This is a genomic window from Bordetella petrii, from assembly GCF_020991325.1.
GTDB classification, from domain to species: domain Bacteria; phylum Pseudomonadota; class Gammaproteobacteria; order Burkholderiales; family Burkholderiaceae_B; genus Bordetella_A; species Bordetella_A petrii_E.
This window is the reverse complement of record NZ_JAJMLX010000016.1, coordinates 1-25,447: the sequence shown is the minus strand read 5'-3', so window position 1 is coordinate 25,447 and position 25,447 is coordinate 1. Positions and strand designations below refer to the sequence as shown.

Here is a 25,447-nt window from a genome sequence, read left to right as displayed (position 1 = left end):
GCAAAACAGGCATTTTAGCGTGGATGGGACGCTGTGCGCCGGGGCGTGCGCATTCTGCGCACAAGCCGTGGTACTCGCTCTACACTTGTGGCACCAATTTTCGCGTAGCCGGAGAGCCGCCATGCCCGACCCCATTGTCATTGCCCGGAATGCACAGACCCCGTTGGCCCTGCTGCCGGCGCTGGCCAACCGGCACGGTTGCATTACCGGCGCTACCGGTACGGGCAAGACGGTGACGTTACAAGTCCTGGCCGAGGCATTCTCGCGCATCGGAACACCCGTGTTCATGGCGGACGTCAAGGGCGACCTTACCGGCATTTCCCAGGCGGGCGCCCCTTCTCCCAAGCTGCAGGAGCGGCTGAAAAACCTGGGCCTGCCCGAACCGGCCTGGGGCGCCAGCCCCGCCGCCCTGTGGGACGTATTTGGCCAGCAGGGGCTGCCGGTGCGGGCCACGGTATCGGACATGGGGCCGCTGTTGCTTTCGCGCATGCTCGAGCTCAATAACACCCAGGAAGGGGTGCTGACCCTGGTTTTTCGCGTGGCGGATGACGAAGGCCAACTGCTGCTCGACCTGAAAGACCTGCGGGCCATGTTGCAGAACGTGGCCGACCGGGCCAGTGAACTCAAGACCCGTTACGGCAATGTGTCGTCGGCATCGGTGGGCGCGATCCAGCGCAGCCTGCTGACGCTGGAGTCGCAGGGCGCGGAACAGTTCTTTGGCGAACCCATGCTGGACATCCACGACCTGATGCGCACCGATGCGCAGGGGCGGGGCATCGTCAGCATCCTGGCGGCCGACAAACTCATGCAGTCGCCGCGCCTGTATGGCGTATTTTTGCTGTGGCTGCTGGCCGACATCTACGAAAAACTTCCCGAAGTGGGCGATGCCGACAAGCCCAAGCTGGTGTTCTTCTTCGATGAAGCGCATCTGCTGTTCGACGATGCGCCCAAGGCCTTGCTGGACAAGATCGAGCAAGTAGTGCGCCTGGTGCGCTCGAAAGGAGTGGGGGTGTACTTCGTTACACAGAATCCCCTGGACATTCCGGATTCTGTGCTGGGCCAACTGGGCAACCGCGTCCAGCATGCGCTACGGGCGTTCACGCCGCGCGACCAGAAGGCCGTCAAGACAGCCGCCCAGACAATGCGCCCGAATCCCGGCCTGGATATCGAGGCCGCCATTACGGAGTTGGGGGTGGGCGAGGCGCTGGTGTCGCTGCTGGACCCCAAGGGCCGGCCCACGCCTACCGAACGTGCCTGGATCATGCCGCCGGGCAGCCGCATTGGCCCCGCTACAGAGGCGGAACGCCAGGCGTTGCGCCAGGATGCCACCCTTGCTGGCAAGTACGCCACGGCGGTGGACCGCGAGTCGGCCTACGAGGTGCTGGTGGCCCGGGCCAGCGCGGAAGCCCCAGCGGCGCCGGAAGCCGCCGATGCCCCGGCCACGGGCAAGCCGGCCGGCCGCGCCAAGGACGCCGCTGATGAGGCATCCGGTGGCGGGCTGATGGACAGCCTGAACGACGTGTTGTTCGGATCCACGGGGCCGCGCGGAGGCAGGCGCGACGGCGTGGTGCAGTCTGTCGTCAAGAGCTCGGCTCGCACCCTGACGCGCCAGTTGGTGCGGGGCATGTTGGGATCGCTGCTTGGTTCGCGGCGGCGTTGAGCCGCGGCGAACTTACCGGGCCGGCGAGGCTGATCCGAGGCTGGAAAGAACCTAGCCGGCCACGAATGCGCCGACATCGTCCAGCGTGGCGGCAAAGCGCCTGGCGATGTCGCGCACTTGTTCGGGCTCGATGATCAGCGGCGGGCAGAACGCGACAGTGTCCTGGATGCCGCGCACGATCAGGCCGTGGGCGTGTGCGCGCTCATAGGCGTAGGCGCCGGCCTTGCCCAGCGGGTCGAACGGGCGGCGGCTGTCTTTGTCGGCAACCAGTTCCACCCCCGCGATCAGGCCCAGTCCGCGTACCTCGCCCACCAGCGGGTGGCCGGCCAGCGCCTGCAATTCCTGCTGCAGCAACTGGCCCATTTCGGCCGCGTGCTCGATCAGTCCGCGCTCGTCGATGATATTCAGGTTCTCCAGGGCTACCGCGGTGGCCACGGGGTGCCCGCTGGCCGTGTAGCCGTGCCCGAACGTGCCCAGTTTGCCGCTGTGGGCGGCAACCGCGTCCGCCACCTTCGCGTTCAGCAGCACGGCGCCCAACGGCTGGTAGGACGAGGTGATCTGCTTGGACAGCACCATGATGTCCGGGGCTATGCCTAGCACGTCGCAGCCGAAGCGCTGGCCCAGCCGTCCGAAACCGGTGATGACTTCATCGGCGACGACCAGCACATCATGCTTGCGGCACACGGCCTGGATCTTCTGCCAGTATGTGCGGGGCGGCACAATGACGCCGCCGGCCCCCATTACGGGCTCGCCGATAAATGCCGCCACCGTATCCGGGCCTTCGCGCAGGATCAGTGCGTCGAGCTCATCTGCCAGCCGGGTGGCGTAGTCTTCTTCCGATTCGCCGGTTCGGCCGTAACGGTAGTGGTGCGGGCAGTCGGTGTGCAGGATGCGCGCCAGGGGCAGGTCGAAGTCTTTGTGGTTGCCGGCCAGCCCTGTCAGGCTGGCCGAGGCCACCGTTACACCGTGATAGCCACGCTGGCGCGCGATGATTTTCTTTTTCTCGGGCCGGCCCAGTGCATTGTTGTAGTACCAGACCAGCTTGACCACGGTATCGTTGGCCTCGGATCCGGAATTGGTGAAGAACACTTTCGCCATGCGCCCGTCAGTGTAGTTGACCAGCCGCTCGGCCAGTTCGATGGCGGGTGAATGCGATTTGTGCGTGAAGGTATGGTAGTAGGGCAGTTTTCCCATCTGGCGGGCCGCGGCATCCGCCAGCCTGGGTTCGCCGAAACCGACCGCCACGCTCCAGAGTCCCGCCATGGCTTCCAGGTATTGCCTGCCCTGGTCGTCGTATACATATATGCCTTCGCCGCGATCGATCACGATCGGGCCGGTGCGCTGGTGCGTGACGGCGTTGGTGTAGGGGTGCAGTTGATACTGCACGTCGCGCAGCTGGGTGTCGTTCAGTGAGCTCATGAGCGTGGCCTGTAGAGAGCAGCGGGGCGATGCGCCGGCCGCCTGTACAGCCTGTTATATCATCAACGGATCGTGGTGTGCGTGGCCGGCTAGGTGCGCCGCCGTTTCTTTACTTGCCCCGACCAGGACACCCGCGCCATGAAGATTGTGTTTGCCTCCTGCCACCAGATTTCTCAGCAAGAATGGATCGACCCGCTGGCGGCCGCCCTGCCGGGCGCACAGGTTGTCCTGTGGCAGCCCGGCATGGCGCCGCAGGACGCGGACGTCGCCGTGGTCTGGGGGCCGCCTGCGGAGCTGTTCGAGCGTGAACGCAAGCTGCGGGCGGTGTTCAATCTGGGCGCGGGCGTCGATGCCTTGTTCCGCTTGCCCACCTTGCCCGCCGGTTTGCCCATCGTGCGCCTGGAAGATGCCGGCATGGCAGTGCAGATGGCCGAGTATGCGGTATGGGCGGTGGTTCGTGCCAGCCGGCAGCTCGACGATTATGTGGCCCAGCAGCGTGCCGGCCAGTGGAACCCGCTGCCCGAGCTCGTCCGCTCGGAATGGCCCATAGGCGTGCTGGGAACGGGCGTCATGGGCACGCGCGTCGCCCAGACGCTGGCGGCGCTGGAGTATCCGGTGGCGGGGTGGTCGCGCAGTGGCAAGGTACCCGAAGGCGTACAGCGCTTTGCGGGCACCGGCCAGTTGCCGGCTTTCCTGGCGCGTACCCGGGTGCTGATCAATACCCTGCCGCTTACCGACGAAACGCGCAATATTCTTTGCCGCGAGACGCTGCAGCAATTGCGTCCGGGCTCGCATCTGATCAATATGGGCCGCGGCGAGCACCTGGTCGAGGAAGACCTGCTTTCAATGCTGGAATCCGGCCATATGCACGGCGCCACGCTGGACGTGTTCCGCCAGGAGCCGCTGCCCGAAGCCCATCCGTTCTGGACGCATCCCCGGGTAACCATCACCCCTCATGTGGCGGCCTTGAGCCTGCGGCGCGAGACGATCGCCCAGGTTGCCGACAAGATCGGCCGCTTCATGCGCGGCGAAGCACTGACCGGAGTGGTGGCGCGCGATCGCGGCTACTAGCACCGCCCGCTTTTCCCCAGGACAAAGGCCAGGCGGCGGCCGAGGCGTCTTGATCTGGAACAAGGCAATTGTGTAGGACTGAGTCCTACACTGCCGCATGGAAACGCGACCCTCTGCTCTTGACCTGGTGGCGCCGGCCGGCAGCCTGGCGGCCCTGAAAGCTGCCCTGGCCGCGGGTGCCGACGCGGTATACCTGGGGCTCAAGAACGCCACGAACGCCCGCAACTTTGCCGGCCTGAATTTCACCGAGGCCGACGTTCGGTCCGGCGTTGACCTTGCCCATTCCATGGGCCGCAAGGTGCTGTTTGCCATCAATACTTTTCCGCAGGCCGGACGCACCCTGGAATGGCGCGCCGCCGTGGACGCGGCGCAGGCGCTGCAGGCCGATGCCGTCATCATGGCCGATCCCGGCCTCATGGCATACACGCGCGACCGCTATCCCGACCTGCGCCTGCATATGTCGGTACAGGGCTCGGCAACCCACGTCGATGCCATCGAACTCATGCGGGAACAGTTCGGCATCAGCCGCGTGGTATTGCCGCGTGTGCTCACTATGTCCGAAATCGGAAAAATATGCTCACAGACCTCGGTTGAAATCGAGGTCTTCGGCTTTGGCAGCTTGTGTGTTATGGCGGAAGGGCGCTGCCTGCTGTCTTCCTATGCCACCGGAGACTCCCCCAATAATAAAGGCGTGTGCTCGCCGGCGCACGCCGTGCGCTGGGTGGAAACCGATGGCCGCCTGGACGCCCGCCTGAACGGCATCCTGATCGACCGCTACGGCCCGGGCGAGCCGGCTGCCTATCCCACCCTGTGCAAGGGCCGATTCGATATCGACGGCGAGGCCGACTACGCCCTGGAAGAACCCGCCAGCCTGAACGCGCTGGGCTTGTTGCCGGCCATCCGCGCCATGGGCGTGGCCGCGGTCAAGATCGAAGGGCGCCAGCGCAGCCCGGCCTATGTAGGCCAGGTTGTCGCCACGTTGCGCGCCGCTCTGGACGCCGTAAGCGCCAATCCGTCGCGCTACTCCGCCAGGCCCGAATGGCTGGCCGCCCTGGCGCGCCACGCCGAGGGCTCCCAGGTTACGCAAGGCGCTTTCGACCGCCCCTGGAAATAATGCATATGTCTTACCGAATTTCGCTCGGGCCGCTGCTGTACTACTGGCCCCGGCGCACCGTCCTCGATTTCTATGCCGACGTGGTGGACAGCCCGGTCGATATCATCTACCTGGGGGAAACCGTGTGCAGCCGGCGGCACGAATTGCGCGCCGCCGATTGGCTGGACCTGGCCCGTTCGTTGCGCGACACGGGGAAAACCGTCGTGCTGTCGAGCCAGACGCTGATTGAAACCAGCGCGGACGCCCATGCCTTGCGGCGTCTGTGCGAGCACGATGATTTCCTGCTTGAAGCCGGCGAGGTAGGAGCATTGCGCCACCTGAAAGGCCGGCATTTCGTCGCCGGCCCCCACTTGAACGTGTATCACGGCGATACCCTGGCCTGGCTGGCCGGGCGGGGCGCGATACGGTTCGTCGCGCCCGTCGAAATGGACGGCCAGTCGTTGCTGCGCCTGCTGCAAGACCGCCCCAGCGGCATCCAGGCCGAGGCCATGGTGTGGGGGCGCATGCCTCTGGCGTTCTCGGCACGCTGCTTCACGGCACGCCATTACCGCCTGAAAAAAGATGCCTGTGAATTCCGTTGCATCGAACATCCCGATGGCATGCTGATGCGCACGCGCGAAGGCCAGGATTTCCTCGCCGTTAACGGCATTCAGACACAGTCGGCGGCCTGCCTGGATCTGCTGGGCCAGGTGGACGAACTCGTTGCTGCGGGGGTGGACGTACTGCGTGTCAGCCCCCATTCGCACCATACCCTGGATGCGGTGGCCGCCCTGGACGCCATTCGCCAGGGGCGGCCGGCTGATCCTGTTCCCACCCCCGGCGGCATGGGGCGGTGCAATGGTTATTGGTTCGGCCGAGCCGGCATCGACTACGTGGAACTCTCTAAATGATTCGCCTGACACCTGTACTGTCCAATTTGAACCGTGTGCTACCCGCGCCCCTGGTCTCGGCGCATTTCGCGCTGGGCCTGGAAGTGGCGCGTTACCTGAAATGGTTGCAACCTCCTGCCGAAATTGAAGGGAAGCGATTCGCCATCAAAATCGAAGACCTGCAATTACGCAGTTGCTTTACGTGCCGGCAAGGACGTTTCCGGCCGTTGTGGGCTTCCGAGGCCGACCTGGAACTGGGGGCGGCGCTGGGCGATTTCGTGGCCCTGATGCGTGGCGCAACAGATGCCGATACCCTTTTTTTTCAGCGCCGGCTGAGAATCTCCGGCGACACCGAACTGGGGCTGATCGTCAAGAACTGGCTGGATGCCACTGAGCGGCCGGGCTGGCTGCGGCGTGCCGGCAAGACAGCCTGAAGGATATTCCATGGCTACCCAGTCGAACAGAACCTTGCCCCTGGTCTATGCATGCTCGGGGTGTTCCAGCGTGGCTCAACTGGCCAACCAGTTTGCGGTGCGGCTGGATCGAGAAGGCGCGGCCGAAATGTCCTGCATCAGTGGTGTAGGTGGAGGCGTGCCCGTGCTGGTGAAGCGGGCACGCAGCGGCCGGCCCATTCTGGCGTTGGATGGCTGCGTGCTGGCATGCGTGAAGGCTTGCCTGGCACAGGCCGGCGTAGAGCCCAGCCGGCATGTGGTGCTGAACGAGCACGGCGCCACCAAGCGCTATCACCAGGACAGCACCGAGTCGGAAGGCGCTGCTGCCTGGCAGGCCGTGCATCGCGCCGCAAGCGATCTACGACACCGCTAGGCGCTCGTCGACAGGCACGTTCAGCGCTGCGGGCATGTTGCCGTGCAGCAGGTAATCGATGAGTTCGCGCACGGGGCGGATGGCGTCTCCGAATGGCAGCCGGGAATTGCCGCGGAAGAACAGGCCTTTGTCGATTTCGCCGCGTACTGCGGCCGCCAGCTTGAGGTCGATGCAGAACTGGCCGAAGCGGGCCAGGCCGTCGCGCAAGCCGCATTGGGTCAGGCAGTCCATGCGCTGGGTGCAGCGGCGCGGGTCTGGCTTGGCATTGTCTTGCAGTTTCTTTTCCTGGCGCAGGTAGCGCAGCAGCCAGGGGGTTGGGGCGGCGCGTGCCGGCAGCCCGGCGACACTGACGAATTCTTTTAATTGCGCGGGGTCGGCGTCGATCAGGACTTGCTTGAAGTTTCGGTGGGCATCGCCTTCTTCGGTAACGGCGAAGGCGGTGCCCACCTGCACTGCGTCGGCCCCGTTGGACAGCCAGTGCCTGACCTTCTCGTGGTTGCCCACGCCGCCCGCCACGATGATCTTCGGGGCGTCGCGGCTCAGGCCAAGTTCGTCGAACAACGCACGGCATTCGGCCAGGACTCGGCTGAAGCTGAAGCGTTCGTCGTGCAGGTCGGACAGTTTGGTGGCACCCAGGTGCCCACCCGCGTGCGCCGGATGTTCAATGACAATGGCGGAAGCCAGGCGGCCTTTTTTCAGCCATTTCTTGAGCACCACGCCCACCCCGCGGGCTTCGGACAGGATGGGGATGAGGGCGACGTTATCGTGGCCTTCGGTGAGTTCGGGCAGGTCGAGGGGCAGGCCGGCGCCCATGACGATGGCGTCGGCGCCGCTTTCGCAAGCTTGTTTCACCAGGGCGGCGTGGTCGCGCACCGCTTTCATGACATTGACGGCGATCAGGCCGCGTTGGCCCGACAGTTGCCGGGCGGCACGGATTTCGCGGTCGAGGGCCACGCAGTTGGCCTGGTCGATGGCGGTGCGGTCACGGCATTTGAGCGTTTGCGCAAGGAGATCAGGGTGATGGTGACGGAGGTCGACGCTGGCGATGGTGCCGACGGCGTTTTCCCGCGCGACCGCGCCGGCCAGGCGGTGGGCCGATACGCCAACCCCCATGCCGCCTTGGACGATGGGAAGCAGCTCGCGACCCGCAAGGGTCAGTGTTTTGAACCACATGGATACAGGAATCCCTAGTTTGGGCGATGACGCCAAGGTAGGCGATCGGCAAAGTGAGCGCGTTGCGAAAAATCAAACAGGCCTTAGCGATAGGCAAAAGAATCGAATAGCAAGCGCAGCGTATTCTGGGTTGTAAGGCTGAGTACGGCGGATGGCGCGGCGCCGGGCGCGCCACGGTGGTTTTGCACGGCGTAGTGGCGCACCCCGCGCGCGGACAGGTGCCGGGCCAGGGCCAGCAGGGCGGGTTCGCTTAGCCACTGCGGGCTCCAGGTGGTGCGGCATTCGAAGATGGCCTGGCCGCGCAGCAGGATGTCCAGGCAGGCCTGAGTGGCGGCGTGGCTGCCGTTGCGGCCGGTGAGCAGGTCGTAGCCGGCGGCGTCCGCCTTGATGTCCATGCCTACCCAGTCCAGGCAGGGAAGCACGTCTTGCAGGCGCGACGGATAAATACCGGCGGTATGCAGGGCCACGCGCAGCCCGAGAGACCGCGCGGTGCGGATCATCTGGGGCAGCAGGGGTTCGCTGAGGGGTTCGCCGCCGGAGAACACCACACCGTCGAGCAGGCCTTGGCGCCCGCGCAGAAACTCGACGATAGATTTCCAGTGGTAGTGGCCCCCGCGTATTTGCAGGTGGGGGTTATGGCAATAGCCGCAGCGCCACGGGCAGCCGGCGATGAAGACCACGGCCGATAGTGTGCCGGGCCAGTCTACGGTGGAAAAGGGTACGAACCCCCCGATGGAGGGTTCGCCGCGTGGCACCGCCGCTTCCCAGCCGGGAAGGGGAACCCGGCGGGAGGCGGACTGGACGGGCTTAGGAGGCACGTTGTTCGGTGAAGAAGCGGCGCTCATTGAATTCGCCCTGCTTGCCGGTATTGAATGACGTGACGGGGCGGTGATAGCCCATGACCCGCGTCCAGACTTCGCAGCGCACGCGCTGGCTGTTGTCGAGCGTGATGGGGGCGGGGATGTTTCGGGTAGGGGACAGTGCTTGCATGGGTGGACTCCTGAGTGGGGAGGAAGAACCGGCCCGGCCTTGCCGGGCCGGCGGTGCCAGGCATTCGCGTATGCCTAGCTGCAGCATGCCTGTTGCCGCGACAGCAACTCGGCATCGCATTTGGGGCAGTATTCGTGGTGGCCGGACAAATAGCCGTGCGTGGGGCAGATGGAGAACGTGGGCGTGATGGTGATATAAGGCAGGCGGAAGTTCTCGAGGGCGCGCCGCACCAGTTGGCGGCACGCGGCGGCGGAGGACACGGCCTCGTTCATGTACAGGTGCAGCACGGTGCCGCCGGTGTACTTGCCTTGCAGGGTTTCCTGCATGGCCAGCGCCGTGTAGGGATCGTCGGTATAGCCCACCGGCAACTGGCTGGAATTGGTGTAGTAAGGCTGGGCGTCGGTGCCCGCCTGGAGAATGTCGGGCCAGCGCTTGCGGTCTTCGCGGGCGAACCGGTAGGTGGTGCCCTCGGCGGGCGTGGCCTCGAGGTTGTACAGATGGCCAGTGGCCTCTTGGAATTCGGTCATGCGTGTGCGCACGTGGTCGAGCAGGCGCACCGCCAGCGCGTGGCCCTGCGGCGAAGCGATGTCGTAGGCGTCTGCGCTGAAATTGCGCACCATTTCATTGATGCCGTTCACGCCCAGCGTGCTGAAGTGGTTGCGCAAGGTGCCCAGGTAGCGCCGCGTATATGGGTAGAGACCCTGGTCGATATAGCGCTGCACGACCTTGCGCTTGACTTCCAGGGTGTCGCGGCCCAGTTCCAGCAGGGTGTCCAGCTGCCTGAGCAGGCCGGCTTCGTCGCCGGCGTGCCGGTAGCCGAGCCGCGCGCAATTGATGGTAACCACGCCCACCGAACCGGTTTGCTCGGCCGAGCCGAACAGGCCGTTGCCGCGCTTGAGCAGTTCGCGCAGGTCGAGCTGCAGGCGGCAGCACATGGACCGCACCATGTGCGGTTCCAGGTCGGAGTTCAGGAAATTCTGGAAGTACGGAAGCCCGTACTTGGCTGTCATGTCGAACAGCAGTTCGGTGTTGGGGTGGTTCCAGTCGAAATCGGCGGTGATGTTGTAGGTGGGAATGGGAAACGTGAATACGCGGCCCTTGGCGTCGCCCGCCATCATGACTTCGATGTAGGCGCGGTTGATCATGTCCATTTCGGCCTGCAGGTCGCCGTAGTGGAAAGGCATTTCTTCGCCGCCGATGTACGGGATTTGCTCGCGCAGGTCGGCGGGGCAGGTGAGGTCGAAGGTAAGGTTGGTAAAAGGCGTCTGGGTGCCCCAGCGGCTGGGCACGTTGAGGTTGTAGATCAGTTCCTGCATGGCCTGCTTGACCTCGGCATAGCGCATGTTGTCGCGCCGTACGAAGGGGGCCATGTAGGTATCGAACGAACTGAAGGCCTGGGCGCCGGCCCATTCGTTTTGCAGCGTGCCGAGGAAATTGACGATCTGGCCGATTGCCGCAGACATATGGCGCGGCGGCGTGGCCTCGACTTTGCCTGGTATGCCGTTGAAGCCTTCGGTAAGCAGCTGGCGTAGCGACCACCCGGCGCAGTAGCCGCTGAGCATGTCAAGGTCATGGATATGGATGTCGCCTTCGCGATGCGCCTGCCCGGCCGCGGGACTGTACACATGCGACAGCCAGTAGTTGGCGGTGACCTTGCCGGCCACGTTCAGGATCAGGCCGCCCAAGCTATAACCCTGGTTGGCGTTGGCGTTGACCCGCCAGTCGCGCTGATCCAGGTATTCTTCCATGGCGCTTTCGACGTCGACCAGCGTATGGCGCAGCGACCGCAGGCGCGCGTGCTGTTCGCGGTAGACGATGTAGGCGCGGGCCGTGCGCCAGCATCCGGCCTGGACCAGGGCCTCTTCGACCAGATTCTGGATGGTTTCAATGCCGGGGCAGGGGTAACCCGCCAGATGGGCGGCCACGCGCGCGCCCAGGATCTCGGCGGCGGCGGGGTCGACCTCGCCGGTGGCCTGGCCGGCGGCGGCGATGGCCTGGACGATCTTGGCGCCATCGAACTCGGCGACGCGGCCGTCGCGCTTAAGGATTTGCTGAGGAATCATGGCGAAATACTTCATGTGGTAGCGACCTGGCTAGCCTACTACTACATGATGTGGTCGCGCCCGCGTTCTCGGTCGTGCGTTTGATGCTGCGCAAGCAGTGTGTGGATCTTGCTTTTATTTGCGATTTATCAAGGTAAATAAGGCACGGGCTCGCATAATGGCTCCATGCAATCGCCCCCCTCGTTCTCGCGCGACATCCTGGCCCGCCTTGACAAGAACGGCCCTCGGTATACCTCCTATCCCACCGCTGACCGCTATCAGGCCGGTTTCGGCCCCGCCCAGTACCGCGACGCGCTTGCCGGTCGCGCCCGGCGCAGCGCCGACGAAAAAGCGGGGCCGCTGTCCCTGTACCTGCACATCCCTTTCTGCCAGTCGCTGTGTTACTACTGCGCCTGTAACAAGGTGATTACGCGCCATCCCGAACGCGCGGCGCGCTACCTGGACGCCCTGGAGCGCGAAATGGCCTTGCATGCTGCCTTGCTGGGGCACCGCGAGCCCATCTCGCAACTGCATTTGGGCGGCGGCACGCCCACCTTCCTGGACGATGCCGAACTCGAGCGCCTGATGGCCGCGCTGCGCGGCCACTTCCGCCTGCTTCCCGATGCCGAGATCTCTATCGAAATCGACCCCCGCACGGCCTCCACCCAGCGCTTGCTGCATCTGGCGCGGCTGGGCTTCAACCGGCTGAGCTTCGGGGTACAAGACTTCGACCCCGACGTGCAGCGCGCGGTGCATCGCATCCAGCCATACGAGAGCGTGCGCGACCTGGTGCTGGATGCCCGCGAGATCGGTTTCGCCTCGGTGAACATGGACCTGATCTACGGCCTGCCGCTGCAAACCCTGGATTCCTTCGCGCGCACCATCGACCAGGTGTGCGGGTTGCGGCCCGACCGCATTGCGTTGTACGGCTATGCGCACCTGCCGGACCGTTTCAAACCGCAGCGCCGGATCGTGTCGGCCGACCTGCCCAGCGGCGAAACGCGCATCGGCCTGCTGGACGCCGCCATTTCGCGTTTTCTGGCGGCGGGCTACGACTACATCGGCATGGATCATTTCGCCCTGCACGACGATGCCCTGGCCCGGGCCAAGCGCGCCGGCACCTTGCACCGCAACTTCCAGGGCTACAGCACCCAACCCGACTGCGAACTGATTGCCCTGGGCGTATCGGCCATCGGTCGGGTGGGCGACACCTACAGCCAGAACGCCAAGACACTGGACGACTACTACGCGCGTATCGAGCAGGGCGAATTTGCCATCGAGCGCGGCTTGGCCATGAGCCTCGACGACCTGCTGCGCCGCGAAGTCATCATGGCCATCATGTGCCAGGGCGGCCTGGATTTCAGCAGCATCGAACGGGCGCATGGCATTGTGTTCGAATCGTATTTCGCAACCGAACTGGAATCGCTGCAGGGCCTGGCTGGCATGGGCCTGGTGCAACAGTCCGCCGGCAGGTTCCAGGTAACCGGCACGGGCTGGTATTTTGTGCGGGCCGTGGCCATGGTTTTCGACCGCCATCTGCGCGAACGCCGCACCCAGGCGCAGTATTCGCGCATCGTCTAGGGCCGCCGGGAAAGCAGGAACAGGCCCGCCGCCACGATCGATGCCATGCCCGCCATGGCCATCATGTCCGGCGGCCGCCCGAACACGTAGGTGCTGAATCCCACGGCCATCAGCAGGTGGCAGTAATTCAGCGGGGCGAGCGTCGACGCGGGCACGCGACGGAAGGCCGCGATCAGCAGAATCTGCCCCAGCCCGTTGGTGATGCCCAAGGCGGCAATGGCCAGGCCGTCGACCAGGCCGGGCCAGGGATCGGGCAGGAAGAACGGCGCGGGAATGGCCGTGATGACCAGGCAGACAAAGGCCGTGTAGGCGTATTGGACATGGCTGGGCACGCGCCCGGACAGCTTGCGGGTGAGTATCTGGAACACCGCGTAGCTGGCCGCGGCGACCGCCATCAGCACCGTGCCCAGCCACGGCAGGCTGGAGCCCGGGCGCACGATCATCAGCATGCCGATGCAGCCCAGGCCCACCGCGCCCCACTGGCGCGGGCCCACCTGTTCGCGCAGCAGCCATGGCGACAATGCCACCACGATCAACGGCGACGTGAAGTAAATGGCGGTGGCTTCGGACAGCGGCATCCAGATGAGCGCCGTCATGAAGCAGGTGCCGACCGTGCCCAGCATGAGGCCGCGCAGCAGCAGCAGGCCCATGTCGGGGGTGGCCGACGGCCGCGGCAGGCCGTGCCGCAGAACCAGGAAGACGCCGATCGTGGCCACCGCCAGATAGCGCATGATGTTCAGGAATGGCGCGGGGTAGAAGGCGAGCAGATGCTTGACGGCAGCATCGAAGCTGGCAAAGCACACCAGGGCTGTCAGGTACAGGGCAATGCCCGCGCCCGGCGAAATAGTGGGGGCGGGCGAGGCTGCGGCGGGAGAGGCCATGGGCGCGGGAAGGCGGTGGGCGTACCGGTTAATGAGAGGTGGCCAGGGCCATGCCCTGCAGGAAGGCGTCCAGGGCGGGGCCGATGGCATCGACCAGATAGCCGCCTTCCTGCACGACCACGGTGGGCAGGCCCAGCCCGTTGACGCGCTCGCCGATATGCCGGTAGGCATCGAGATCCAGCGACAGCACGCTGATGGGGTCGTCTTTGTAGGTGTCGAATCCCAGGGGCAGTACCAGGGCGCGCGGGCGGTAATCGCGCAGCGCTTCGAGCGCCAGATCCAGCGCGGCCAGGAAGACGGTGTTGTCTGCGCCGTGGGCGAGGGGGAAGTTCAGGTTGTAGCCATGGCCGCTGCCGTAGCCGCGTTCGTGGGCGTAACCCGTGTAGAAGGGATAATAGCCGGCGGGGTCTGCATGCAGCGACAGGGTCATGACATCGGGCCGCTGGTAGAAGATCTGCTGGGTGCCGTCGCCATGATGGGCATCCACGTCCAGGACGGCAACGCGGTCATAGGTTTGCAGCAGGTGCTGCGCGGCGGCGGCGCTGCTGTTCAGGTAGCAGAAACCCGAGGCGCGGTCGCGGTGTGCGTGGTGGCCGGAGGGGCGGCATAGCGCATAGGCCACGCCCTGGTGCTGCGCCACCCAGTCGGCGGCGGCCACGGCGCTGTGGGTGGAGCGCAAGGCCGAGCGCCAGGTGTGGGGCCCTATGGGGCAGGATAGGTCGCCCAGGTAGTAGCCGGCCTGCGCCACGACGGACGGGGACGGGCAGGGTCCCCGTTCGGGCTGTTCGGCCTGGCCACTGTAGTACGGGGCCAGATTGGGCAGCACTTCGCAGCCGGGGTTCAGGCCGTTGGCACGCAGATCCAGCCAGCGCATGTGGGCGTGTTCAAGGAAATCGAGATAGTCCGGGCTGTGCACGCCATGCAGGGGCGCGCGGCCGTAGTCGGGCGGGGCGGTTACCGTGATGCCGCGCGTGGCCAGCAGCGCACACAGGGTTTCCGCACGGGCCGGCGTATCGGTGGGGGCGCACAGGCGACCCAGCCGCATGAACTGCTGCGGTTCGTGCAGCAGCTGGTCTTCGGAAAAGTAAGCCTTCATGTCTCTACTCGCGGCTCTGGTGGCGGGACGCACCCTGGTGGCTACTTGATCTCGATCTCGACGAAGACAAACTCGGCGTCGCCTGGGTTGATGACGTTGTGTTCGATGCCGACGGGCCGGTAATACGCCACGCCGGAAGTCAATGCGCTGGTGACGGGGCCGTCCGCCGTTTCCAGAAGCAGCGGGCCGGTAGTCTGCGGCACCACGACATACGGCATGCCGTGTCGATGCCAGCCGGTTTCTCCGCCAGGGGGGAATCGCCATTCGGTGACACGCACCTGCTCGTTGTCGATCTGTACCGTGGGCACTGCGCCGGGACGGGTCATGGAGTGTCTCCGTGGGAGTGAGGGGTCATGCGGGCTCCGCTTGCAGGGAGGCCGGCGGATCCCAATGCTGGCCGGGTACCGCCGCTATCAGTTTCTGCGTGTAAGCATCGCGCGGCTGGTCGAAGATCTGGGCCGGACTGCCGTATTCGACGACCTTGCCCTGGTGCATGACCAGCACCGCGTTGCAGATCTGCGCGGCCACGCGCAAGTCGTGGGTGATGAAGATCAGCGCGATCTGCAGTTGTTGCTGCAGCCGGTGCAGCAGTTGCAGCACCTGGGCCTGCACCGAGACATCCAGCGCCGACACCGATTCATCGGCCACGAGTATCTTCGGCTCCAGCGCCAGGGCGCGGGCGATGCCGATGCGCTGGCGCTGGCCGCCCGAAAACTGGTTGGGGTAGCGGTCGAAGGCCGAGGCGTCCAGCCCCACCAGGTCCAGCAGTTCGCGCGCGCGGGCTTCGGCCTGGGCGCGCGGTGTTCCGCTGGCCACCGGGCCGTCGCTGATGATGCGGCCGACCGTGTGGCGCGGGTTCAGCGAGGCGAAGGGATCCTGGAAGATCATCTGGATATCTTTGCGCAATGGCCGGAACTGGCTTTCGCTCAGGCCGGCGATGTCGCGGCCGTCGAAAATGAGTTCCCCGCCATTGATGCCGATGAGTTTGAGCAGGCATTTGCCTATGGTGGATTTGCCCGACCCGGATTCGCCCACGATGCCCAAGGTCTCGCCGCGCCTTATCGAGAAGCTGACCCCGTCGACCGCGCGCACCACGCGCTTGTGGCCGAACCAGCCGCGGCCCGTGACGTAGGTCTTGCTGAGATTGCGCACCTCCAGTATTGGCGGGCTGGCCTGGCGCGCATCGCTGGCCTGGGCGCGGCGGCGCGGTACCGCGCCGATCAGGCGCTGGGTGTAGGGGTGCCGCGGGGAGTTCAGGATCTGTTCGGCCGGGCCTTGCTCGACCAGCTCGCCGCGTTCCATGACCGCCACGCGATGCGCGATCTCGGCCACTACTCCGAAGTCGTGCGTGACGAACATCACGCCCATGCCTTTTTCCTTCTGGATGCGGGCGATCAACGCCAGAATCTGCGCCTGGGTCGTGACATCCAGCGCGGTGGTGGGCTCGTCTGCGATCAGCAGTGCGGGTTCCAGGGCCAGGGCCATGGCGATCATGACGCGCTGGCGCTGCCCGCCGGAGAGGCGGAACGGATAAACCTGGTACAGAGTGGCAGGGTCGGGCAGGCCGACGAATTCCAGCAGTTCCAGCACACGCCGCTGGCGGGCCGGGCCGGGGTAGGCGCCATGCACGCGCAGGACTTCGGCGATCTGCTCGCCCACGGTCATGAGCGGGTTCAAGGCCGACAGGGGTTCCTGGAAGATCATGGCCATGTCTTTGCCGCGCATGGCCTGCAGGCGGACTTCGTCCTGTCTGAGCAGGTCGGTACCCTGCAGCAGGATCTGGCCGCGCTGCGGCGCCAGGTAGTCGGGCAGCAAGCCCATGATGGCATTGGCGCTCATGGACTTTCCCGAGCCGGATTCGCCCACGATGCACAGGATCTCGCCAGCGCGCACGTCGTACGAGATGTCGCGCACCGCGTACTGGCGGTCGCCGCCGGCGGGCAGCGCGATGGTCAGGTTGCGTACTGAGAGCAGGGGCGTAGTGTCGTTCATGCCGTCCTCCTATTCGCCGCGCTTGCGCAGTTGGGGGTTGAGGGCATCGTTCAGGCCTTCGCCGATCAGGTTGATGGCCAGCACCGTCAGGAGGATGGCCACGCCAGGCCATACGCTCATCCACCAGGCCTCGCGGATCATGGTGCGCGCTGCGCCTATCATGAAGCCCCAGCTCATCAGGTTGCGGTCGCCCAATCCCAGGAACGACAGCGCCGATTCCGTGAGGATGGCGGTGGCCACCATGAAGGATGCCGAGACGATGATGGGCGACATGGCATTGGGCAGAATCTGGGTGCAGACGATGCGCGAGGGCCTTTGGCCGATGACGATGGCGGCCTGCACGAATTCGCGCTGCTTCAATGTCATGAACTCGGAACGCACCAGGCGCGCGGCCGGAGGCCACGATACCAGGGCGATCGCTCCCATGATGGAATACACGGTGGGGCTCAGCACGGCCACCAGTACCACGGCCATGGCCAGTTGCGGGATGGTCTGGAAAAATTCGGTGAAACGCATCAGCGCGTCGTCGATGCGCCCGCCGCAATATCCCGCTACGGCGCCAACCAATATGCCGAACAGCAGGGCCACGCCAGTTGACAGCAGGCCTACCAGCAGGGAAACGCGAGCGCCCCACACCAGCCCGGCCGTAATGTCACGGCCCAGCATGTCGGTGCCGAATGGATAGGCCGGGTCGGTGAAGGGTTTGATGAGCGGGTCGGCCACCATCATCCAGGGCGATTCCGGGTACAGCAGCGGGGCGGCCAGGGCGGTGGCCACCACCACCAGCATGACAAGCAGGCCGGCCACCGCGCCATAATTGCGCATATAGCGCTTCAGGAACGCGTTCATGCGGAACCCTCCTGCGAGCCCGCTGCGATGCGCGGGTCTATCAACCTGTACAGCATGTCGGTCAGCAGGTTGAACACCACCACCATCACGGACGTCACCAGGAAAATGCCCAGCAGTAATTGGTAGTCGCGCTGCAGCAGCGCATCGAACATCAGCCGGCCGATACCGGGCCAGGCGAACACGGTTTCGGTCAATACTGCCCCACCGGCCATCTGGCCAAGCTGGATGCCTGCGAACGTGACCACCGGCAGAAGGGCGTTGCGCAGCACGTGGGCACGGATCACGCGATTGGGGCTGACCCCCTTGGCCCTTGCGGTTTTCACGAAGTCCATGCCTATTACTTCGAGCATCGAGGCGCGCGTCAGGCGGACATATACGGCCATGAAAAAGCAGCCCAGGGTGATGGTGGGCAGCACCAGGTGCATGGCGATGTCCTGCACGCGTGCCCAGCCCGTGAACTGGGTGCCGACGGATTCCATGCCGAAGGCAGGCAGCCAGCCCAGCATCACCGAGAACAGCAAGATGCCCATCAGCGACAGCCAGAACAGCGGCGTGGCGTACAGCAGCAGCGCGCCCGTCATGACCGTGCTGTCGATCCAGCGGCGCTTGTTGCGGTAGCGCGCCTTGGCAGCCACGACACCGAGCAGTACGCCGAATACGATGGAGAACAGGAACGCGCAGGACATCAGCAGGAAGGTGGCCGGCAGGCGCTCCAGGATCAGGTCCAGCACGGGTACGTGATTGCGGTACGAGAAGCCCAGGTCAAGCTGGACCACGCCTTTCAGATACAGCCACAGCTGCGTCAGCAGCGGTTGGTCCAGGCCGAATTCGGCCCGCAGGTTGGCCAGGTAGGTGGGGTCGCCCGCGCCGGCCTGGCCGGCCAGCACGGCAGCAGGGTCGCCAGGCGCCAGGCGGATCATGAAGAAGTTGATGATGACCACGCCCAGCACCACCATCAAGGCCTTGCCCGCGCGCGAGATAAAGAAGGACAGGAATTTCATGCAGTGCAATCTCCATCGGAACGCCGCGGCCCCCGGGGCCGAGGGTTGCGGCGGTACGCCACGGACCGGTCCGCGGCGTACCGGGCCAGCCCGTCTTTATTTCTCGATATAGACGTCGGCGAACGTCTCGTTCATGCCGATGGCGGTCTGCACCAGGTTCTTGACGTTGCCGCGATACAGCGTCGGGAATTCCATGTCGACCAGGAACCCGTTGGCCACGTCGTTGACCAGGATGGTCTGGATCTTGGTGTAGAGCTCCTGGCGCTTGGCGGGGTCTACTTCCGATGCGGCCGCTGTCCACAGCTTGTCGGCTTCAGGGTTGTTGTAGCCCTGCACATTGGCAAATGGCGAACCCTTGACCATATTGGCTGCGGCGTACAGGCGCTGCACGCCCAGCGCCGGATCGCCGTACTGGTAGGTGTAGTTCAGGGTCAGGTCGAAATCCCAGTTGCCGGTGCGGCTGGCCCAGCCGCCGGCATCGGTGGCTTCCACCGTAATGTTGAAGCCCAGCTGCTCCATGGACTGCTTGACGTATTCGCCCAGGCGGTCCCAGGTGGATCCGTACGGAAAACTGAGGAAGCGCAGGGTGTAGGCGCTGGGGTCTATGCCGGATTCCTTGATCAGCGCGCGCGCCTTCTTCATGTCGAAGTCTATGGCGGGCATGTTCTTGTCATAGAACATTTCCGTCGTGACGAACGGGCTGGTGGCGACTTTGCCCAGGCCGAAGAAGATGTTGTTGACGATGAGCTTGCGGTTCAGCGCCGCCATGACCGCCTGGCGCACCTTGACGTTGTCCAGCGGCGGCGTGCGCATGTTGAACATCAGGTAGGCCTGGGGCGAGAACATCTCCCAGCCCTTGGTGGTGTATTCGACGTTGGGCAGGGCGCGCAGGCGCTTGACGTCGACGTTGTCGACGTCGCCGCCGCGCAGCACGTCCACGCTGCCGCGCTCGAACGCCACCGCGCGGGACGCCGAGTCGGGGATCACGTTGAAGACGAGTTCGTCCAGGTAGGGCTGGCCCTGTTTCCAGTAATTCGGATTGCGCTCGAGCTTGATGTATTCGCCGCGCTTCCATTCCTTGAACATGAACGGGCCCGTGCCTACCGGCTTCTGGTTGGCCGGGTTCTTCATGTAGTCGGTGCCGGCATAGATGTGCTTGGGCATCATGGGCGCGAACCCGGGTTCGAACATCAGCATGAAGGCCGGGAAGGGCGTCTTCAGGCGGATGGTGACCGTGTGGTCGTCAACCTTCTCGACCTTGTCCAGGTAGCGCCCCAGGATGACGCGCGCGCGGGCGTGCGTCTTGGGCAGCAGTTCGGTCAGCGAGAACACCACGTCATCGGCGGTAAAGGGCTTGCCATCGTGCCATTTCACGCCTTCTTGCAGATGGAAGGTGTAGGCCAGCCCGTCGGGCGCGACTTCCCAGCTCTTGGCCAGGCCGGGCTGCGGCTTCAGGTCGAACGAATACGTCAGCAGGCTTTCGTAGATCTTGCCCGCCACGAACTGGGTGGGAGCCTGCTGGTTCATGGCCGGAATCAGAATCGGCGGCTCGGGCTGCACGATCATGCTGAGCGTACCGCCGCGCGTCTGCGCCTGCGAGGCCGCGGTGGGTAGGATGCTTGCCAGGGCCAGCGCGCCTAGCGACAGTTTGAGGCGTGTTGTCAGTTTCACTATGAACCTCCGGGCTTGAATGGAAGGAGGGCGGACGGCGCTGGGCTCCTGTGCATAAGCGGCCGCCGTACCACCCCGGCTACTCGGGTGCTGCGGTTGGAACAGGTAAAACAAGGTACGACGCGGCGCTGGCCTTCGTCCGGCCAGGGGGTGAGGCGGCAAGTTGCGGCAAGTCCGGCTGCATGGTTTCCCCTTGGCATTTCTATGGACGTTTCTGCTTGCGCTGAGGCAGCGTATCGGATATTTGGTACTCTCAATAGGTCCAAATCGTTTTTTGTTTCTGGTGCCACTTTGAAAGAACTGATTCTGTCCGAGTGCCTGTTACAGCGATTGGAGCGCCGCGCCCCGGTCGCGCTGTCCCGGCAGATCTACGACATCGTGCGTACGCTCATCCTGGACGGAGACGTGCCGGCCGGCACCAAGCTGCCGGCCACGCGGGCGCTGGCGTCGGACACAGGGTTATCCCGCAATACCGTGCTGCATGCTTACGATCAGTTGCTGGCCGAAGGGTACCTGGTGTCGGTATTTGGAAGTGGTACCTATGTTTCCGATACCGTGCCCGCCATGCAGCAGGCCGCCGCGCCCGACGGGCAGGCCCAGGGGACGGCCCTGCCGCAGTTTGCCTTGTCGCGGCGGGGCTCGCGCCTGGTGCATGAGGCTTCTGCCTCGGACCGCCAGTGGGGTGCGTTCGTGCCGGGGGTGCCGGATGTGTCGTTGTTTCCGCGCGCGGTATGGGCCAGGCTGCAGGGGCGCCGTTGGCGGCAGGCCCAGCCCGAGTTGCTGACCTACGCGCATGGGGCGGGATACCTGCCGCTGCGCCGCGCGCTGGCCGAACACTTGCGGCTGTCGCGCTCGGTAAAGTGCGAGGCCGACCAGATCGTGCTGACCAGCGGCATTCATCAATCGCTGAGCCTGCTGGCCCGGCTGCTCGGTGACCACGGCAACACGGCCTGGATGGAAAACCCCGGTTATTGGGGCGCGCGGTCCACCCTGGTGGCCTGCGGCATTGCGCCCGTGCCGGTGGCGGTGGACGATGAGGGCATGGCGCCCAGCCCGCAGCAACTGCGCGATCCGCCGCGCTTTATTTTCGTGACACCGTCGCACCAGTACCCGTTGGGCATGGTCATGAGCCTGGCGCGCCGGCGCATGCTGCTGGAATACGCCCACACGCGCGGCGCCTGGATCATCGAGGACGACTACGACAGCGAGTTCCGCTTCGACGGACGGCCCATCGCATCGCTGCAGGGGCTGGACCAGCACGACCGGGTACTGTATGTGGGCACGTTCTCGAAGACACTGTTTCCCGGTTTCCGGCTGGGCTATATGGTGTTGCCCAAGCCGTTGGCCAGCCACGCGGCGATGGGTCTGTCGGAGTTGTATCGCGAGGGGCGCCTGATGGACCAGGCGGTGCTGGCGGACTTCATCGAGGGCGGGCACTACGCCAGCCATATCCGCCGCATGAAGCAGCGCTACGCGGCACGGCAGGCGCTGTTGCGCGAGGCCATTACCGGGCGGTTCGGCGCGGACTGGCCGATTTCCACGCACGAAGCGGGCCTGCATCTGGTGATGCACCTGCCCGACGGCGTCGACGACCTGGGCATTTCCATTGCCGCGCGCACATTGGGCCTGCACGCGCGGCCTCTGTCGCGCTACTACGCCAGCGAGCGCGAAGCACGCCCTGGCGTGCTGCTGGGCTACGCCTGTGTGCCCGAAGAAGAGATCCATCCCGCATTCGACAAACTGGTGCAGGTCATTACCCCGGCGCTGGACCATGTACAACGTTCGCAGCGCAAGGCTGTATACAGCGATAAACTGAACGCCGAGGCGTGGAGCGGCGCCTAGCCGGGCCTTGGCCCCCGCCGCTGGCGCGCCGGATCAGGTTTGGACATCAATTGGAGAACATAGGTGGCAGCAACTACACACAAAATCGCGGTCATTCCCGGAGACGGCATCGGCAAGGAAGTGGTGCCCGAAGGCCTGCGCGTACTGGATGCCGCGGCCTCGCGGTTCGGCATAGGCTTCCAGTGGGACCAGTTCGACTGGAGCTGCGACTACTACGCCAAGCACGGCAAAATGATGCCCGATGACTGGGCCGCGCAGATCGGCGGCCACGAGGCCATTTTCTTCGGCGCCATCGGCTGGCCCGCCACCGTGCCCGACCACGAGGCGCTGTGGGGTTCCCTGTTCCGCTTCCGCCGCGATTTCGACCAGTACATCAACCTGCGGCCGGTGCGCCTGATGCCGGGTGTGCCCTCGCCGTTGGCCGACCGCAAGCCGGGCGATATCGACTTCTTCATCGTGCGCGAGAACACCGAGGGTGAGTATTCGAACAGCGGCGGCCGCCTGTTCGCGGGTACCGAGCGTGAGGTGGTGATCCAGGAAAGCGTGTTCACCCGCGTGGGTGCCGACCGGGTACTGAAGTTCGCCTTCGAGCTGGCCCAGAAGCGCGGCAAGCACCTGACGGCCGCCACCAAGTCGAACGGCATTTCCATTTCCATGCCCTGGTGGGATGAGCGGGTAGCCGATGTGGCCAAGCAGTATCCCGACGTGCGCTGGGACAAATACCACATCGATATTCTGTGCGCGCACTTCGTGCAGCATCCGGACTGGTTCGATGTGGTGGTGGCATCGAATCTGTTCGGCGACATCCTCTCGGACCTGGGCCCGGCTTGCACCGGCACGATCGGTATTGCGCCGTCGGCCAATCTGAATCCCGACCGCAAGTTCCCCTCGCTGTTCGAGCCCGTGCATGGTTCGGCGCCCGATATCTATGGCAAGGGTATTGCCAACCCGATCGGGCAGATCTGGAGCGGCGCCCTGATGCTGGACTTCCTGGGCTATCCCCAGGCGTCCAAGGCGGTGGTCGATGCCATCGAGAAAGTGCTGGCCGAAGGGCCGCGCACGCCCGACATGAAGGGCAAGGCGTCCACGCAGGACGTGGGCAAGGCGATTGCCGAACTGGTGGCGGCGGGCTGATCTGGCCGGTGCCTGGCCCCCGCGGGAGCCAGGCACCCGGCAAGTTCCGCGCCGACCCGCTGCCAGCGGCGGGTCAGTGCGCTCCTGCGGCTGCCTCGGCGGCACCGCCGCCGCTGGCGGATGTCTTGTCCCGGCCGTGCGCGAACCACACCAGGCCGGTCAGCAGGACGAAGATCACTCCCGATGCATAGAACACGTCCAGCGCCGACATGGTGAACGCTTGTGTGTTGATCATGCCGTCCAGCCGCGTGATGGCCTCTTGGTGAGACAGACCCAGGGCGTTTTGCAGGGTCGAGAGCGCCTGGTCGAACGGCTGGTGCCCGGGCGAGGCGATTTCCGTCAGGCGGGCGTGGTGCTGCGAGGCCCGGTTTTCCCATAGCGTGGTGGCGATAGACGTGCCGAATGCGCCCGCCGTCAAGCGCAGGAAGTTCGACAGGCCCGACGCCGCCGGAATGCGCCACGGCTCGAGCCCCGACAGGGTGATGGAGGTCAGGGGCACGAAGAATGCCGCCATGGCCGCGCCCTGGACGATCGTGGGAATCATCAGCGTGCGCATGTCGACCTGCGGGTTGAAGCCGGCGCGCATGAAGCACACCACCGCGAAAATCAGGAAGGCCACCGTGACCAGCTGGCGGGGGTCGCGCGTGGCCAGCATCTTGCCGACGATGGGGGTGAGCAGGATGGCCAGCAGGCCGACCGGCGCGGTGACCAGGCCCGCATAGGTGGCGGTATAGCCCATATTGCTCTGCAGCCACAAAGGCAGCAGCACGACGTTGCCGAAGAACACGCCATAGGCCACGGCCAGCGTCAGGGCGCCCACGGTGAAATTGCGCTCTTTGAACAGGCGCAAGTCCACGATGGGATGGGCGTCGGTCAGCTCCCAGATCAAGAAGAACACGAAGGCCACGAAGGCTACCAGGGCCAGTGCCAGGATGACCGGACTGGCGAACCAGTCCAGTTCCTTGCCCTTGTCCAGCATGATCTGCAGGGCTCCTACCCACACCACCAGCAGCACCAGCCCCACCTTGTCGATGGGCAGCTTGCGCGTGGCCGATTCGCGGTCGCGGTAGACCCGCCAGCTGATCCACGCCGCCAGCAGGCCTACCGGCACATTGATGTAGAAAATCCACGGCCAAGTGTAGTTATCGGATATCCAGCCGCCCAGCAATGGCCCCGCCACCGGGGCCACCAACGTGGTCATGGACCACACCGCCAATGCCATGCCGGACTTGGATTTTGGAAAACTGGCCAGCATCAGGGCCTGCGATAGCGGGATCATCGGCCCCGCGACCGCGCCTTGCAGCACGCGGAAAGCGATCAGCGCTTCCAGCGAGGGAGAAAAACCGCATAGCCACGAGGCCACCACGAACAGCAGGGTAGAGATCAGGAACAGGCGCACCTGGCCGAAACGCTGGGTCAGCCAGCCGGTCAGCGGCACCGTGATGGCGTTGGCGACGGCAAACGACGTGATGACCCAGGTACCCTGGCTGGTGCTGACCCCCAGGTCGCCCGATATCGTGGGAATGGATACGTTGGCGATCGAGGTGTCCAGCACGTTCATGAACACGGCTGTCGACAGCGCGATCGACCCGATGATGCGGGTGGCGCCTTCGAGCGGCGGCGGCGCGCCGCCCGCGGCGGATGACCGGGGCGCGTCGCTCATGATGCCAGGTTGGCCTTGATGATCTTCGCGATCAGGGCGTCGGCCTCGGCCTGCGTGTCGCTGAACGCCTGCGTGGACCAGGCCGGTTCATGGCGCTGCGGCAGCGGCTCCAGCTGGCCGCCGTCCTGGCTGATGTCGACTTCGACATCCATGGACAGACCTACGCGCAGCGGATGCGCCTGCAGTTCCTGGGGGTCCAGTTCAATGCGCACGGGTACGCGCTGCACCACTTTGATCCAGTTGCCCGTGGCATTCTGTGCGGGCAGCAGGGCGAAGGCGCTGCCCGTGCCGGCATCTAGTCCGACCACGGTGCCGTGGTATTCGACAGCGCTGCCGTACATGTCGGCCGTCAGCGTGGCAGCCTGGCCGGGATGCATGTGGCGCAGCTGGCCTTCCTTGAAGTTGGCCTCGACCCATACCTGGTTCAGCGGCACTACGTTCATGAGCGTGGCGCCTGGCGCCACGCGCTGGCCGACTTGCACGCTGCGGCGGGCGATCAGGCCGTCCACCGGCGCGGGCAGCAAGGTACGCGACTGGGCCAGCCAGGCATCGCGCAGCCTGGCCGCGGCCTGGC

At 65.1% G+C, this 25,447-nt stretch carries 23 protein-coding genes; 9 read left to right on the top strand and 14 right to left on the bottom strand.

The features are described from left to right. Positions 1-121: 121 nt before the first annotated feature. Positions 122-1,660 carry a helicase HerA-like C-terminal domain-containing protein gene (locus LPZ50_RS03365; RefSeq protein ID WP_230657542.1) on the top strand — a complete coding sequence of 513 codons (1,539 nt, stop codon included), beginning with the start codon at positions 122-124 and terminating at the stop codon, positions 1,658-1,660. Positions 1,661-1,711: 51 nt separating this feature from the next. Here LPZ50_RS03365 and LPZ50_RS03360 read toward each other — a convergent pair whose 3' ends face one another. Then, positions 1,712-3,079: an aspartate aminotransferase family protein gene (locus LPZ50_RS03360; RefSeq protein ID WP_230657539.1), complete on the bottom strand. Its 1,368-nt coding sequence runs from the start codon at positions 3,077-3,079 to the stop codon at positions 1,712-1,714. 138 nt (positions 3,080-3,217) lie between these two features. Between LPZ50_RS03360 and LPZ50_RS03355 the strand changes: the two genes are divergently transcribed. From LPZ50_RS03355 to LPZ50_RS03335, 5 genes are all read left to right on the top strand, one after another. After that, positions 3,218-4,150 (top strand): 2-hydroxyacid dehydrogenase, encoded by a 933-nt coding sequence (locus LPZ50_RS03355; RefSeq protein ID WP_230657536.1) that lies wholly within the window; start codon positions 3,218-3,220, stop codon positions 4,148-4,150. A 97-nt stretch (positions 4,151-4,247) separates the two neighbouring features. Beyond that, positions 4,248-5,264 (top strand): ubiquinone anaerobic biosynthesis protein UbiU, encoded by a 1,017-nt coding sequence (gene ubiU / locus LPZ50_RS03350; protein WP_230657533.1) that lies wholly within the window; start codon positions 4,248-4,250, stop codon positions 5,262-5,264. Positions 5,265-5,269: 5 nt separating this feature from the next. Beyond that, positions 5,270-6,154 carry a U32 family peptidase gene (locus LPZ50_RS03345; RefSeq protein ID WP_230657530.1) on the top strand — a complete coding sequence of 295 codons (885 nt, stop codon included), beginning with the start codon at positions 5,270-5,272 and terminating at the stop codon, positions 6,152-6,154. Then, the gene (gene ubiT, locus LPZ50_RS03340; RefSeq protein ID WP_230657527.1) at positions 6,151-6,567 is read left to right on the top strand and encodes a ubiquinone anaerobic biosynthesis accessory factor UbiT; all 417 of its coding nucleotides are present in this window, start codon (positions 6,151-6,153) and stop codon (positions 6,565-6,567) included. Before LPZ50_RS03345 ends, ubiT begins: the two co-directional genes overlap by 4 nt. Positions 6,568-6,577: 10 nt before the next feature. After that, a complete protein-coding gene (locus LPZ50_RS03335) occupies positions 6,578-6,958 on the top strand; it encodes a putative zinc-binding protein (RefSeq protein ID WP_230657524.1) in 381 nt (126 codons plus the stop codon). On the opposite strand, the gene LPZ50_RS03330 is transcribed toward LPZ50_RS03335, so the two are convergent. From LPZ50_RS03330 to LPZ50_RS03315, 4 genes are all read right to left on the bottom strand, one after another. After that, a complete protein-coding gene (locus LPZ50_RS03330) occupies positions 6,944-8,131 on the bottom strand; it encodes an NAD(P)H-dependent flavin oxidoreductase (RefSeq protein WP_230657520.1) in 1,188 nt (395 codons plus the stop codon). The two genes, LPZ50_RS03335 and LPZ50_RS03330, sit on opposite strands and share 15 nt — an antisense overlap. An 83-nt stretch (positions 8,132-8,214) precedes the next feature. Next, a complete protein-coding gene (locus tag LPZ50_RS03325) occupies positions 8,215-8,976 on the bottom strand; it encodes an anaerobic ribonucleoside-triphosphate reductase activating protein (RefSeq protein ID WP_230657517.1) in 762 nt (253 codons plus the stop codon). Then, entirely contained in the window at positions 8,939-9,121 is a 183-nt protein-coding gene (nrdD, locus tag LPZ50_RS03320) for an anaerobic ribonucleoside-triphosphate reductase (protein ID WP_230657514.1), read from the bottom strand. The genes LPZ50_RS03325 and nrdD overlap by 38 nt, the downstream gene beginning before the upstream one ends. A 74-nt stretch (positions 9,122-9,195) precedes the next feature. After that, the gene (locus LPZ50_RS03315; RefSeq protein WP_230657511.1) at positions 9,196-11,184 is read right to left on the bottom strand and encodes a ribonucleoside triphosphate reductase; all 1,989 of its coding nucleotides are present in this window, start codon (positions 11,182-11,184) and stop codon (positions 9,196-9,198) included. Positions 11,185-11,349: 165 nt separating this feature from the next. On the opposite strand from LPZ50_RS03315, the gene hemN reads away from it, so the two are divergent. Further along, positions 11,350-12,744 carry an oxygen-independent coproporphyrinogen III oxidase gene (gene hemN / locus LPZ50_RS03310; protein ID WP_230657508.1) on the top strand — a complete coding sequence of 465 codons (1,395 nt, stop codon included), beginning with the start codon at positions 11,350-11,352 and terminating at the stop codon, positions 12,742-12,744. Here the strand turns inward: hemN and LPZ50_RS03305 are convergent. The 7 genes from LPZ50_RS03305 to LPZ50_RS03275 all read right to left on the bottom strand — a co-directional run bounded on the left by LPZ50_RS03305 (position 12,741) and on the right by LPZ50_RS03275 (position 20,234). Next, positions 12,741-13,625 carry a DMT family transporter gene (locus LPZ50_RS03305; RefSeq protein ID WP_230657505.1) on the bottom strand — a complete coding sequence of 295 codons (885 nt, stop codon included), beginning with the start codon at positions 13,623-13,625 and terminating at the stop codon, positions 12,741-12,743. The two genes, hemN and LPZ50_RS03305, sit on opposite strands and share 4 nt — an antisense overlap. A gap of 28 nt (positions 13,626-13,653) precedes the next feature. Then, positions 13,654-14,721, bottom strand: a complete 1,068-nt coding sequence (locus LPZ50_RS03300; protein WP_230657502.1) for a histone deacetylase family protein — start codon at positions 14,719-14,721, stop codon at positions 13,654-13,656. Positions 14,722-14,762: 41 nt separating this feature from the next. Next, positions 14,763-15,047, bottom strand: a complete 285-nt coding sequence (locus LPZ50_RS03295; protein ID WP_230657495.1) for a cupin domain-containing protein — start codon at positions 15,045-15,047, stop codon at positions 14,763-14,765. A 25-nt stretch (positions 15,048-15,072) separates the two neighbouring features. After that, a complete protein-coding gene (locus LPZ50_RS03290) occupies positions 15,073-16,713 on the bottom strand; it encodes an ABC transporter ATP-binding protein (RefSeq protein ID WP_230657493.1) in 1,641 nt (546 codons plus the stop codon). 9 nt (positions 16,714-16,722) lie between these two features. Then, positions 16,723-17,562 (bottom strand): ABC transporter permease, encoded by an 840-nt coding sequence (locus tag LPZ50_RS03285; RefSeq protein ID WP_230657490.1) that lies wholly within the window; start codon positions 17,560-17,562, stop codon positions 16,723-16,725. Next, complete coding sequence (locus LPZ50_RS03280) at positions 17,559-18,563, bottom strand: ABC transporter permease (RefSeq protein WP_230657486.1); 1,005 nt, start codon at positions 18,561-18,563, stop codon at positions 17,559-17,561. Before LPZ50_RS03280 ends, LPZ50_RS03285 begins: the two co-directional genes overlap by 4 nt. Before the next feature lie 96 nt (positions 18,564-18,659). Continuing rightward, on the bottom strand, positions 18,660-20,234 hold the full coding sequence (locus tag LPZ50_RS03275) for an ABC transporter substrate-binding protein (protein ID WP_230657483.1): 1,575 nt from the start codon (positions 20,232-20,234) through the stop codon (positions 18,660-18,662). Positions 20,235-20,525: 291 nt separating this feature from the next. On the opposite strand from LPZ50_RS03275, the gene LPZ50_RS03270 reads away from it, so the two are divergent. Together LPZ50_RS03270 and LPZ50_RS03265 are read left to right on the top strand one after the other, a co-directional pair. Further along, positions 20,526-22,076 carry a PLP-dependent aminotransferase family protein gene (locus LPZ50_RS03270; RefSeq protein ID WP_230657480.1) on the top strand — a complete coding sequence of 517 codons (1,551 nt, stop codon included), beginning with the start codon at positions 20,526-20,528 and terminating at the stop codon, positions 22,074-22,076. A gap of 63 nt (positions 22,077-22,139) precedes the next feature. Beyond that, positions 22,140-23,210, top strand: a complete 1,071-nt coding sequence (locus LPZ50_RS03265) for a tartrate dehydrogenase (protein ID WP_230657479.1) — start codon at positions 22,140-22,142, stop codon at positions 23,208-23,210. A 73-nt stretch (positions 23,211-23,283) separates the two neighbouring features. Here the strand turns inward: LPZ50_RS03265 and LPZ50_RS03260 are convergent, their stop codons facing one another. Further along, positions 23,284-24,873 carry a DHA2 family efflux MFS transporter permease subunit gene (locus LPZ50_RS03260; protein ID WP_230657478.1) on the bottom strand — a complete coding sequence of 530 codons (1,590 nt, stop codon included), beginning with the start codon at positions 24,871-24,873 and terminating at the stop codon, positions 23,284-23,286. Further along, positions 24,870-25,447: HlyD family efflux transporter periplasmic adaptor subunit (locus LPZ50_RS03255; RefSeq protein WP_230657474.1), on the bottom strand; the 578-nt coding region annotated here is incomplete at its 5' end. The genes LPZ50_RS03255 and LPZ50_RS03260, both read right to left, overlap by 4 nt.